14 protein-coding genes are annotated in these 12101 nt (G+C 59.5%); 7 read left to right on the top strand and 7 right to left on the bottom strand.

The features are described from left to right. Window positions 1-241: 241 nt before the first annotated feature. Both ABQX22_RS15495 and ABQX22_RS15490 read right to left on the bottom strand, forming a co-directional pair. A complete protein-coding gene (locus ABQX22_RS15495) occupies window positions 242-901 on the bottom strand; it encodes a TetR family transcriptional regulator (RefSeq protein WP_441005296.1) in 660 nt (219 codons plus the stop codon). Window positions 902-1034: 133 nt separating this feature from the next. Then, window positions 1035-1253, bottom strand: coding sequence for a hypothetical protein (locus ABQX22_RS15490; protein WP_349800728.1), 219 nt, complete (start codon window positions 1251-1253; stop codon window positions 1035-1037). A 223-nt stretch (window positions 1254-1476) separates the two neighbouring features. On the opposite strand from ABQX22_RS15490, the gene ABQX22_RS15485 reads away from it, so the two are divergent. After that, the gene (locus tag ABQX22_RS15485) at window positions 1477-3546 is read left to right on the top strand and encodes an AsmA family protein (protein ID WP_349800727.1); all 2070 of its coding nucleotides are present in this window, start codon (window positions 1477-1479) and stop codon (window positions 3544-3546) included. A 110-nt stretch (window positions 3547-3656) separates the two neighbouring features. Here ABQX22_RS15485 and ABQX22_RS15480 read toward each other — a convergent pair whose 3' ends face one another. The 3 genes from ABQX22_RS15480 to osmE form a co-directional block, all read right to left on the bottom strand. Beyond that, entirely contained in the window at window positions 3657-4181 is a 525-nt protein-coding gene (locus ABQX22_RS15480; RefSeq protein ID WP_349800726.1) for a ferritin-like domain-containing protein, read from the bottom strand. A 131-nt stretch (window positions 4182-4312) separates the two neighbouring features. Next, a complete protein-coding gene (locus tag ABQX22_RS15475) occupies window positions 4313-4513 on the bottom strand; it encodes a hypothetical protein (RefSeq protein WP_349800725.1) in 201 nt (66 codons plus the stop codon). 49 nt (window positions 4514-4562) lie between these two features. After that, window positions 4563-4901 carry an osmotically-inducible lipoprotein OsmE gene (gene osmE, locus ABQX22_RS15470; RefSeq protein WP_349800724.1) on the bottom strand — a complete coding sequence of 113 codons (339 nt, stop codon included), beginning with the start codon at window positions 4899-4901 and terminating at the stop codon, window positions 4563-4565. Window positions 4902-5163: 262 nt separating this feature from the next. Here osmE and ABQX22_RS15465 point away from each other — a divergent pair, with 262 nt between their 5' ends. Both ABQX22_RS15465 and ABQX22_RS15460 read left to right on the top strand, forming a co-directional pair. Continuing rightward, window positions 5164-6054 (top strand): esterase/lipase family protein, encoded by an 891-nt coding sequence (locus ABQX22_RS15465; RefSeq protein ID WP_349800723.1) that lies wholly within the window; start codon window positions 5164-5166, stop codon window positions 6052-6054. A gap of 60 nt (window positions 6055-6114) precedes the next feature. Continuing rightward, the gene (locus ABQX22_RS15460; protein WP_349800722.1) at window positions 6115-6351 is read left to right on the top strand and encodes a hypothetical protein; all 237 of its coding nucleotides are present in this window, start codon (window positions 6115-6117) and stop codon (window positions 6349-6351) included. A 12-nt stretch (window positions 6352-6363) separates the two neighbouring features. Here the strand turns inward: ABQX22_RS15460 and ABQX22_RS15455 are convergent, their stop codons facing one another. Beyond that, window positions 6364-7248 (bottom strand): DMT family transporter, encoded by an 885-nt coding sequence (locus ABQX22_RS15455; protein ID WP_349800721.1) that lies wholly within the window; start codon window positions 7246-7248, stop codon window positions 6364-6366. A 260-nt stretch (window positions 7249-7508) separates the two neighbouring features. Between ABQX22_RS15455 and ABQX22_RS15450 the strand changes: the two genes are divergently transcribed. Continuing rightward, window positions 7509-7793: a PsiF family protein gene (locus tag ABQX22_RS15450; protein ID WP_349800777.1), complete on the top strand. Its 285-nt coding sequence runs from the start codon at window positions 7509-7511 to the stop codon at window positions 7791-7793. A gap of 189 nt (window positions 7794-7982) precedes the next feature. After that, window positions 7983-8993: an AI-2E family transporter gene (locus ABQX22_RS15445; protein ID WP_349800720.1), complete on the top strand. Its 1011-nt coding sequence runs from the start codon at window positions 7983-7985 to the stop codon at window positions 8991-8993. A gap of 203 nt (window positions 8994-9196) precedes the next feature. On the opposite strand, the gene ABQX22_RS15440 is transcribed toward ABQX22_RS15445, so the two are convergent. Continuing rightward, a complete protein-coding gene (locus tag ABQX22_RS15440) occupies window positions 9197-10462 on the bottom strand; it encodes an Hsp70 family protein (protein ID WP_349800719.1) in 1266 nt (421 codons plus the stop codon). A gap of 296 nt (window positions 10463-10758) precedes the next feature. Here ABQX22_RS15440 and cbpA point away from each other — a divergent pair, with 296 nt between their 5' ends. After that, the gene (gene cbpA, locus ABQX22_RS15435) at window positions 10759-11709 is read left to right on the top strand and encodes a curved DNA-binding protein (protein WP_349800718.1); all 951 of its coding nucleotides are present in this window, start codon (window positions 10759-10761) and stop codon (window positions 11707-11709) included. A gap of 2 nt (window positions 11710-11711) precedes the next feature. Then, on the top strand, window positions 11712-12014 hold the full coding sequence (locus ABQX22_RS15430; protein WP_349800717.1) for a chaperone modulator CbpM: 303 nt from the start codon (window positions 11712-11714) through the stop codon (window positions 12012-12014). The last annotated feature ends 87 nt before the right edge of the window (window positions 12015-12101 follow it).

Raw genomic sequence — 12101 nt, 5'->3', positions numbered from 1 at the left:
CAAGGGGCTTGCCAACAGGGGAGGCTGTAGGAAACTGCCTACATTCGGTGCGTTATGACAAACCTGAGCGCGAACTCGTGATCGGTATTGGTGCGTCATCTGGCAATGCGCACAATGTCAGAGCGCCGAAGAATTTGTAGGAGCGAATTCATTCGCGAAAGGTCATCACGGTTTATACATCTGTAGCGGTTTAACAATCCCGTTCGCGAATAAATTCGCTCCTACAGAAGGTCGCCTGCGTTTATTCCGTACTCCCTAACCCCTGCCAGCGTTTGGCACCGATGAAGATAAAACGTAGCTGCTGCGTAATCTTCGCCCGGGGTGTGAGGTGTTCGGCCAGGGTCGGCGGTGGCGGGTCGATCAATTCCGGGAGCATGGCGAACACACTCTTGACCACCAGGTCCGCCATGACCGCCAGATCGTTGGTGTTGAGGTGACGAAATTTGGGCATCGACGCCAGGTCAGTGGTCAAGTCAGCAATGATCGCTTCGCGCAGTGCCCCCAGCGCCTGACGCACCTTCAGCGAGCCGCCGTATTGCTCGCGGGCCAGAAACAGAAACTGTGAGCGATTGGCCGCCACGTCATCGAGGAAGATGCGCACCGACGCATCAATGATGCCGGTCGCCAGGGAGTCGGTGCGTCTGACCCGGCGAATGGTCTGGCGGAAGGTCTGACCCACTTCGCTGACCAGCGCCAGGCCCAGGTGGTCCATGTCATCGAAGTGACGATAGAAGCCGGTAGGAACGATGCCCGCCGTTTTCGCCACTTCCCGCAGGCTCAGGCTGCCGAACCCTCGGCCGCTGTCCATCAAGCCTCTGGCTGCGTCGAGCAAGGCGTGGCGGGTTTGCTGTTTTTGTTCGGCGCGGGGCAGCATGGGGCGGGTAGCGTTCTGGCTGAGCATTGCGCTGCACTCTAACAAATGCGCTCGCGCTGCGTCGAACCCGGTTTACTGGCCGCGCAAGAGTGAAAGCGCCAAGGGTCAACATGTAAAAGCCCGGCGCAAGGGCCGGGCTTCGTGGAGAAAAACAGCGGGATCAAGACACCCGCTGATATTGCTGAATGACGCGATCTGGCCCGTTGTCGGCCACACGCTGGTATTGCTGAATCAATTTGCCGTCCTGAGCGAGGGTGGGCAGTTCCGCTCGCTGACTGGCTTTCATCTCGCCGAGAAGCGTCTGCTCGTTGGCAGGCATGGCGAACGCGCTCGTGGCGAGGAGGGAAAGTGTCAGGCTAAGCAGCAGTTGGCGTTTCATGAGGGGTACTCCCCGGAAGGGCATTTAAAGAACATGAAGCGAATAATACAGGCGCATTTCCCCTATAAAACTTCATCGTCTTGATGGTCACAATCGACCGAAATGATTCTGCAAGTGGAAAACTTGCAACATCAATCAAACCCCCGGGACATTTGTCAGTCGAAGCGCTTAAGACGTTGCGACGCGCCTCGGACAGCGCGTCGGTATTTGGGGAGAACACGCAATGACGCGTAGCCGTAAGATTTTTGCCTGGACGGGCGCCATTCTGGTGCTGTTGATTGCCATCCTGATCATTGTGATCGCCACCTTCGACTGGAACCGGATCAAGCCGACGCTAAACGAAAAAGTCTCTGAAGCGCTGCATCGGCCCTTTGCAATCAACGGCAATCTGGCGGTGCACTGGAGCCGTGAACCCGATGAAGGCGGCTGGCGGGCCTGGGTGCCATGGCCGCACATGTCGGCTGAAGACATCGCCTTGGGCAACCCGGAGTGGTCGAAGACGCCGCAAATGGTCACCCTCAAACGTGTCGAATTCCGACTCTCGCCTCTGCCGCTGCTGACGCAGACCATCTCCATCCCGCGCATCGACCTGACTGAACCCAATGCCAGGCTCGAGCGCCTGGCAGACGGTCGCGCCAACTGGGTGTTTGATCTGCCGAAAAGCGATCCCAATGCCGAGCCATCCAAATGGGTCATGGACATTGGCTCCATCGGGTTCGATAAAGGTTTGGTGAGCTACAACGACCAGAAGATCAATACCCAGGTCGATGTAGTCATCGATCCACTGGGCAAGCCGATTCCTTTCAGCGACATCGCCGGCAGCGGCGAAGCGAAGAAGGTGCAGGACAAAGGCGGCTCAGCACAGGACTACGCGTTTGGCTTCACGGCCAAGGGTCAGTATCACGGCGAGAAGCTCAATGGCAGCGGCAAGGTCGGTGGTTTGCTCGCACTCAAGGACGCCTCCCAGCCGTTTCCGGTGCAGGCCGACGTCAGCGCCGGCAAAACCCGCGTTGCGATTGCCGGGACAGTCACCGATCCACAGAACCTGGGCGAGCTTGATCTGCACCTGAAACTGGCGGGCGACAGCTTGAGCAATCTCTACCCGCTGACCGGCGTAACGCTGCCGGATTCGCCGCCTTACTCCACCGACGGCCGTCTGATCGCGCATCTGCATGATTCTTCTGGAGCGTCGTTCAAGTATGAAGGCTTCAACGGCAAGATCGGCAACAGTGACATCCACGGTGACTTGAGCTTTGTCGCCAGCCAGCCGCGTCCCAAATTGTCTGGTGCGCTGGTCTCCAACCAATTGCTGATGGCTGACCTCAAGCCGTTGATCGGCGCTGACTCCAATGCCGAGCAAAAGAGCCGTGGCGGCGAAAGCAAACAGCCTGCGGACAAGGTCTTGCCGGTGGAAGAGTTCAAGACTGATCGCTGGAGCGCGATGGACGCCGACGTGGAGTTCACCGGCAAGAAAATCGTCCAGAGCGCCGAGCTGCCGTTTACCGATCTGTACACCCACGTGGTGCTCGACGATGGCCAGCTCAGTTTGCAGCCGCTTCGTTTCGGCGTGGCCGGCGGCAAGCTGGACGCCGACATCCGCTTGAACGGGCACAGCCAGCCCTTGGAAGGGCGAGCGAAGTTGAGCGCGCGTAACTTCAAGCTCAAGCAACTGTTCCCGACCTTCGAGCCGATGAAAACCAGCTTCGGTGAGTTGAACGGCGATGCCGATATCAGCGGCAAGGGCAACTCCATTGCGGCGCTGTTGGGCACGTCCAACGGCGAATTGAAGATGCTGGTCAACGACGGCGCCATCAGCCGCGGCCTGATGGAAATCGCCGGGCTGAACGTTGGTAACTACGTAGTGGGCCGGCTGTTCGGCGACAAGGATGTGAAGATCAACTGTGCGGCGACTGCGCTTGAGATCAAGAACGGCCTGGCAAGCACCAAGCTGTCGGTGTTCGATACCGAGAACGCGATCATCTATATCGACGGCACAGCCAACTTCAAGACTGAACAGCTGGACATGAAGATCACCCCTGAATCCAAGGGCTTCCGCGTGTTTTCGCTGCGTTCGCCGTTGTATGTGCGTGGTCCGTTCGCCAAGCCGGGCGCCGGGGTGCAATCGGGCCCCTTGCTGTTGCGTGGCGCTGGGATGGTGTTGCTGGGTGCGGTGGCCGGGCCTGCGGCCGGGTTGCTGGCCCTGGTGGCGCCAAGCGGCGGTGATGATCAGAACCAGTGCGGGCCCTTGCTGGAACAGATGCGCTCGGGCAAGGCGCCGAAGACGGTCCAGTAACCGCGCTAATGATCGTTCCCCACGCGGAGTGAGGGAACGATCAGCACAAAAAACGCACACAAAAAAAGCCAGGACTCAGGTCCTGGCTTTTTACGTAACGGCGAAGGGGATCAGATGCCGTCGAGCAGGTCAGCCATGTCGTCGGCGTGCTCTTCTTCCTGTTCCAGGATTTCTTCGAATATACGGCGGGTTGTCGGGTCTTTGTCGCCGATGTACTGAATGATTTCACGGTAGCTGTCGATGGCGATGCGCTCGGCCACCAGGTCTTCAGTCACCATCTCTTTCAGCGTGTTGCCTGCCACGTACTGCGCGTGGGAGTTCTTCGACAGCAGGTCCGGGTTGAATTCCGGCGCGCCGCCCAATTGCACGATGCGCTCTGCCAGTTTGTCGGCGTGTTGCGCTTCCTGGGTGGCATGCTCAAGAAATTCTTCAGCCGCGACGTGGGCTTTAACACCCTTGGCCATGAAGTAGTGGCGCTTGTAGCGCAGCACGCAGACCAGTTCCGTGGCCAGCGATTCGTTGAGCAGACGGATAACGGTGTCGATGTCGGCGCTGTAGGACTCGGTCACAGCCCCGTCTTCCACGTTACGACGTGCGCGTTCGCGCAGTTCAGCCACACTCGATAGTTCGGTCATCATCATTCTCCAGGGCTAATCCGGTTTATCCCGTCGCGCTCTGTATGCGTCAGTCGTGGGTGATGACTGACACTCGGCATGATCGGGTCTTAACGTGTGAGTAGCGCGGGAACTGAAAAGTTTTATTCGATTTAACAATGGCGGCGAACGGTGCAGAAAGACGAAACCCGCAGCGTGCGTTGCGGTCCCAGACTTGAGACTGAAAAAATCAATGGAGAGAACCAATGCTGAAGTTTCTTGGTGGCACCGTCGGAATCATTTTCATCATCGGCCTGATCGTGGTTATCGCCCTGTTCAAGCTGGTGTTCTGAATACACCGGATTAACGCCCATGAAAAAGCCCGAGCGATTCGGGCTTTTTTATGCCTGCCGTTCGAGCGTATTACATGGCGCGTTCGTTGGTGTCACGTTGCTCGCAAGTCATGAAGCCCTTGCTGTTGACGCGGCCGTTGTTGTCGAACGTGATGTAGTAAGGCTGCTGATGGCCTTCGCGGTTAAGCACGTAGTTGTTGCACGTGCCAGGGTGCGCTTTGCGCTGCACGGTAGTCGACGGTGTGCCGCCGATGGTCAGGACCTGCTCTTTGGTCATGCCTTCTTCGACTTGCTTGACCAGTGGCTGATTGCGGTAGGTCACGTAGTCCACAGGGTTGGCGGGCGTAGTCGATGAACAACCCGCCAACGCGGCTACCACACACGCTACTGCAAAGGATTGCTTGAACATAAGGTCACTCCAGGGAAAGGGCCATTGATTGGCCCGATGCTGTTATGAGCATCGGAGATATGAAAGAGTTCTACTCAATTGATGGCGATGGGGCATTACGTGTGTTTTCACGTCACACCAAAATTCAGCGGTTGGAACGCGAACAATTGTTGGAGAGAGGCTTGCCCGCGAAGAAGCCGGTGCATCCACCCCAATCCTGCGTCGCAAATAACCCTTCGCGGGCAAGCCTCGCTCCAACAAACGACTTATGAGGAGCCTGTCCATGACCCAGGATCAAGCCACGCGTTACCCCATTGTGCTGGTCCCCGGGCTGTTGGGTTTTGTGAAGCTGGTGGTGTACCCCTATTGGCCCGGTATCGTGCCGGCCTTGCGCAAGACGGGCGCCACGGTGATTCCGGTGATGGTCTCGGCCATGAACTCCTCGGAGGTCCGCGGCGAGCAACTCCTGGCCCGCATCGAGGACATCCGGCGGCAGACCGGTGCGGCGAAGGTCAATCTCATCGGCCACAGCCAGGGCGCGTTGACCATCCGCTATGCCGCCGCCATGCGCCCGGACCTGGTGGCGTCGGTGACTTCCGTTCCCGGGCCCAATCACGGCTCGGAGCTGGCGGACTTTCTGGAATCGCGCTTTCCCCGCCACACCGCACGCGGTCGTCTGCTCAACGCCGCGATGCTGTTGATCGGCTGGACGATGCACCGGCTCGACACCGGTTATCGCGGCACGCGCCTGCCAACCGACCTGGACGCCGCGCATCGTTCGCTGACCACCCAGGGCGTCGCCCGCTTCAACCTCAAATACCCGCAGGGTCTGCCCTCGACCTGGGGCGGTCAGGGGCCGGAACTGGTCAACGGCGTGCGCTATTACTCTTGGTCCGGAACCGTGCAAAAAGGTCGAACTAATCGCGGTGTAAACCTTCTCGACGTTACCAACGTGACCTGTCGAATATTCGCTCGCACGTTCACAAAAGAGCGAGGTCAATCTGATGGCATGGTCGGGCGATTCAGTTCACACCTGGGCACTGTCATCGGTGATGACTACCCGCTCGACCATCTTGATATCGTCAACCAGCGCCTCGGCCTGGTCGGCAAGGGAGCTAATCCTGTCGGGCTGTTCCTTGAACATGCCGAGCGCCTCAAAGCCGCCGGCCTTTAACTTTATAAGCCGAATGTCGTAGTCAGTCGGCGCCAAGATGGTCGTTGAGGAAGTGATGCGATGAGCGATAAAGAACTGTATGAAATCGAGTACACCCTGGCCGGTGAACACCATGTGGACCTGATCGAAGATCTGGATGTACCGATCATCGAAGTGGTCCACGGTCTCGCGCTCAAGCACAACGTGGCCGTGGACGACGATCCACTGGCCTCAGGCTCGCTGCATCTGGACCTGCCGCATGTCGCGGGCATTACCGATGTATCGATCCACAGCGTCGAAGAGTCCGGCAACGCCTGATGTTGCACCTGGTCACACCGGTGCGGACGGTCGCAACGGTGTGGTCCAGCGTTCCGCCAGGATCACGCCCAGCAACGTCAGCGCCCCACCCAGCAGGTGATACATCGCCAACCGCTCACCCAGGGCCAGCGAGGCAATCACCGCCGTCAGCAGCGGAAGCAGGTTGAAAAACAGCGTCGTGCGGCTCGGGCCCAAGAGGCTGATGGATTTCATCCACAGCAAAGGCGCCAGCATCGAAGTCGGAATGCAGGCGTAGAGCACCAGCGGGATGTTGCTCAGCGTGAGCCCGGTTTTCGGCGAATGCAGAAACAGCGGCAGCAACACCACGATGGCCACCAGAATCTGCAGGTACAGTAACTGCAGCGGCGGGATCCCCAGTTTCCATTTCTTCAGCAGCGTGCTGTAGGTCGCGTACGCCACCGTAGCGATCAGCATCATCGCGTCACCCAGGTTCACGCCGTGTGCCATCAGCACCGTCAGGCTGCCCTGCGATACCACGAACAACACCCCCACGAACGATAGAATCGCGCCCAGCAACGCGCCGATGGTCAGGCGATTGCCCAGGGTCAGGATGGACATCGCCAGCGTCACGATCGGCACCAGCGATAGAATGATGCCCATGTTGGTGGCGGTGGTGATGGTCGCGGCGAAGTACGCCAAGCTCTGATAAATGACCATGCCCAGCACGCCGAGGAGCACGACCTTGCCCAGATTGGGCTTGATGATCGGCCAATTGTTGAGCACCGGGCGCAGCAGAAACGGCGTGAACAGCAGGCCGGCCAGCAACCAGCGGTAGAAACCGATCTCGGCGGGAAAGATCCGGCCCGAAGCGGCCTTGGTGATGACGTTGTTGCCCGCCCAGATGAACACGGTCAACAAAGGGTAGAAATACTGCATGGGGGCTGCCGCTGGGAGATGAGCGCGCATTATCCGCTTGTCGCGGTTGGCGTCCATACAACGTTTGGAGTGGCCGTTTGTAGGAGCGCGCTTGCCCGCGATTGCGGTGTGTCAATCGCCACTGATGTTGCGGACAAATCCCAATCGCGGGCAAGCGCGCTCCTACAGTTGAGCGGGCGAAATATGGCGCAACAAATTGTTGACTACACTGGACCGAAAGCCGCCCTCTGAGCGGCGATCCCGGAGATGAGTCGATGAAGATGCTGCGTGTTCCCCTGTTGGTCGTGGGTCTGCTGATGTGCGCCCAAGGTTTTGCCGCCACCGCGCAGCAAAACAAAATGACCACCTGCAACGCCGATGCGAGCGCCAAGTCCCTTAAAGGCGATGAGCGCAAAACCTTCATGAGCACCTGTCTAAAGGCTGCCCCCGCACCGGCCGCGACCCAGCAGGAGAAGATGAAAACCTGCAACGCCACCGCCAGCACCCAGGCCCTCAAAGGCGATGCGCGCAAAACGTTCATGAGTGATTGCCTGAAGAAAAAATAGATTCAGCGCGCCCGTCCTGGCGTCGAAAACCCGAAAGCGGCGGCGTGCTGGCCGCAATGGTTGCCGCTGTTTCGGGGCGCGGTCGTGGCGTCCTGACACGGAACGCGCAATGGCCTTGCGGACTGCTGGTTCTCCACCCGGAACGCTGGCAGACTGCCCACCTCTTAGGGCCGCTCGTTTTGAGGCTGTATGCCAACGTTTTCGCCACGTCACGTTTTCCTGGCCAGCTGGATTCTCGTCTTCGGCGGCTTGTTGCTGGTCCTTCCGCTCAACCTTCTGCCCAGTTTGCTCGCCGGTCTGCTGGTGTACGAACTGGTCGACATGCTCACGCCGCAGCTTCAGCGGCTGATCGCGGGAGAGCGTGCGCGTTGGCTGGCCGTGGCCTTGCTGGGGACGCTGGTGGTGACGGTGCTGGCGCTGCTGTTCGCTGGCGCCATCAGCTTTTTGCTGCACGAAGCCGAAAACCCAGGTGCCTCGCTGGACAAGTTCATGATCCTGGTGGACCGTGCGCGAGGCCAGCTGCCGCCGTTCATCGACAGCTACCTCCCCGCCAGCGCCACCGAGTTTCGCGTTTCGCTGGGGGCCTGGCTGACCAAGCACGTCGGCGAGCTGCAATTGCTGGGCAAAGGCGCGGCGCACATGTTCGTCACCTTGCTGATCGGCATGGTGCTCGGCGCCATCATCGCCCTGCAGCGGGTGCCCGATGTCACCAAGCGCAAACCGCTGGCAGCCGCCCTGTTCGAGCGTCTGCACCTGCTCAGCCAGGCCTTCCGCAACATCGTCTTCGCCCAGATCAAGATTTCCCTGCTCAACACGGCGTTCACCTCGATCTTCCTGGCCGTGGTCCTGCCATTGTGTGGCGTGCACCTGCCGCTGACCAAGACGCTGATCGTCCTGACGTTCCTGCTGGGCCTGTTGCCGGTGGTGGGGAATTTGATGTCGAACACGCTGATCTTCATCGTCGGCATGTCGCTGTCAATCTGGGTGGCGCTGGCGGCGCTGGGTTATCTGATCGTGATCCACAAGGTCGAGTATTTCCTCAACGCGCGGATCGTCGGCGGGCAGATCAGCGCCAAGTCGTGGGAGTTGCTGCTGGCGATGCTGATTTTCGAAGCCGCGTTCGGCCTGCCGGGGGTGGTGGCGGGGCCGATTTATTATGCGTATCTGAAAAGCGAACTGCGGCGGGCTGATTTGGTGTGACCGGCAGATTGGCCTGCCGGCTTTTGGTTCTGGCCGGAGGCCGTGGGAGCTTGGCTTGCCAGCGATGGGCTGCGAAGCAGCCCTGAAGGCAACTACCCGGTTACGTCAGGCAAATTGTATTTAGATGTTTTGCTGCCGGTGCCCGGCAGATCGTCAGCAAGCTGGACTCCCACGCCCTCCGGGCAGAAGCGGAACTTCAAACCTCAGCCATACCGCTTCTTCGCTTCAATCGCCAACCCGCTGCCGATGCTGCCGAAGATGTTGCCTTCCACGTGACGGGCGTTGGGCAGCATGGCGGCGATGCCGTTGCGCAGGGCCGGGATGCCGCTGGAACCGCCAGTGAAAAACACCGTGTCCACGTCGGTTACCGCCGCGCCCGCATCCTTGAGCAGCGCGGTCACGCTGTTGCGCACGCGTTCGAGCAATGCGTCGATGGACGACTCGAACAGTGCCCGCGTCAGGTCGACGCTCAAGCCCGACTCGACCCGATCCATTTCCACCACCCGGTTCTCGGCGTGGGTCAGCAGGATCTTGGTTTCTTCCACTTCCATCGCCAGCCAGTGCCCGGCGCGCTGGTCGATCAGCTTGAACAGCCGGTCAATGCCCTGGGTGTCTTCGACGTCATAGCGCATGCTGCCCAGTGCCAGCTGAGACTTTTGCGAATACACCGAGTTGATGGTGTGCCAGGTGGCCAGGTTGATGTGGGTGCTGGTGGGCATGTAGGCGCCGCTTTTCATCCGGCTGCCATAGCCGAACAGCGGCATCACGCCCTGCAGGCTCAGCTGTTTGTCGAAGTCGGTACCGCCGATGTGCACGCCGCCGGTGGCGAGGATGTCCTCGTGCCGGTCGTCGTAGAAGCGTCGATCCGGCGACAGTCGCACCAGCGAGAAGTCCGAGGTACCGCCGCCGATGTCGACGATCAGCACCAGCTCTTCGCGCGCCAGGGTCGACTCGTAGTCGAACGCCGCCGCGATGGGTTCGTACTGGAATGACACGTCCTTGAAGCCGATCTTGCGCGCTACTTCGGCCAGGGTGTCTTCGGCGTCCTGGTCGGCCATGATGTCGTCGTCGACAAAATGCACCGGACGGCCCAGCACTACTTCTTCAAACTCGCGACCGGCGATGGTTTCGGCGCGCTTTTTCAGCTCACCGATGAACAGCGCCAGCAGGTCCTTGAACGGCATGGCCGTGCCCAGCACGCTGGTGTCATGCTTGATCAGCTTGGAACCCAGCAGGCTCTTGAGCGAGCGCATCAGGCGGCCTTCGTAGCCTTCCAGGTATTCGTGCAGCGCCTGACGACCGTACACCGGGCGACGCTCTTCCATATTGAAGAACACCACGGATGGCAGGGTGATTTTGTCGTCCTCCAGCGCGATCATGGTTTCCATCCCCGGTCGCAACCAGCCGACGGTGGAGTTGGATGTGCCGAAGTCGATACCGCAGGCACGTGCTGGAGTTTGCTTGCTCATGTTCTTTACGTTCCAGTCAAAAAACGGCCGCGCAGTGTATGCGAGTGTGGGAAGGATGCGTAGCGCGGAACGTCGGTTTATACACCGTTACGCGTCTATTTGACCCCTTTGGCTTGAACTGCCGGGATCCGCCCCCATTCTCGTTGGTAATTCTTCCTGTGCACGACCGCTCTGAGCGATGCTTAAAGCCCGTGAGTTCGTGTGCCGATACTATTGCAACATCCAGCGCGCCAGGCGTTCTCAACGCAAAACGCTGCTCGGAACGGGACTGGATAATCCGAATGGGTGATCGTTAGATGGATTTCAAAGACTATTACAAGATTCTTGGCGTCGAGCCGACCGCTGACGACAAGGAACTCAAGACCGCCTACCGCAAGCTGGCGCGCAAGTATCATCCTGACGTCAGTAAAGAGGAGGGCGCCGAGGACAAATTCAAAGAGGCGAACGAAGCCTACGAAGTGCTCAGCAGCCCTGAAAAGCGCGCCGAGTACGACGACATTCGCAAGTACGGCCAGCAAGGCCGTCCGTTCCAGGGACCTCCGGGCTGGCAAAGCCGTGGCGGCGCCGGGGGCGGTGACGCGGGTTTCGACGCCAACGGTGATTTTTCCGAATTCTTCAGCTCGATTTTCGGTGGTCGGGCTCAGCAGGGCGGGCGCGGCTACAGCAGTGGTCGTCGAGGGCAAGACGTGGAAATGGAGCTGCCGGTATTCCTGGAAGAGACCTTGTCGACCGAATCCAAGCAGGTCAGCTTCAAGGGCCCGCAACACAACGCCAGTGGCCAGCGCATGGCCGACATCACCAAGACGCTGAACGTGAAAATCCCGGCCGGTGTCGTCGACGGCGAACGCATTCGCCTCAAGGGCCAGGGCGCGCCGGGTATTGCGGGCGGTGAAAATGGTGACCTGTACCTGACCCTGCGTCTGGCGCCGCATCCGAAGTTCGACGTCGAAGGCCATGATCTGATCATCACCCTGCCGCTGGCCCCGTGGGAAGCAGCGCTGGGCGCGAAAATCGCGGTACCGACCCTGACCGGCAAGATCAACCTGACGATTCGCCCGGACAGTCAGACCGGGCAGCGGCTGCGGGTCAAGGGCAACGGCCTGATGAACAAGCAGGGGCAACGTGGCGATTTGTATGCTCAACTCAAAATTGTCATGCCCAAGTCAACTGATGACGCCGCCAAGGCCCTGTGGGAAAAGCTGGCTGAAACCGCCGCTTTCGACCCGAGGGCCCAATGGAGTAATTGATCATGAGCACCCTGGTTGTAGAGCTGGATATGAAGGAATTCTGTCAGGTGGTCGATATGCCGGCCGCCTACGTGATCAAGATCGTCGAGCACGGCATTCTCGAACCGCAGGGGAAAAAGCCCGACGAATGGCTGTTTGATACCTATTCGTTATCGGTGGCCAAGCGCGCGGCCAAGTTGCATCACGAACTGGCGCTGGAATGGGACGGCGTCGCCCTGGCGCTGGACCTGCTGGATGAACTGGACCACGTGCGCGCAGAAAACCGCATGCTCAAGCAGCGGTTGGGGCGGTTTTTGCTGGAATAAGACGCGCACGGACAACTGTGTAACGTCGGGCATCACCCTTGTGGGAGCGGACCTGTCCGCGAAGACGATGGCTCCGGCGATACATTT

It is taken from the genome of Xanthomonas sp. WHRI 1810A (assembly GCF_040202885.1).
Classification (GTDB): domain Bacteria; phylum Pseudomonadota; class Gammaproteobacteria; order Pseudomonadales; family Pseudomonadaceae; genus Aquipseudomonas.
Note: the sequence above shows the minus strand (reverse complement) of the source record. Positions and strands in the feature narration are given on the sequence as shown.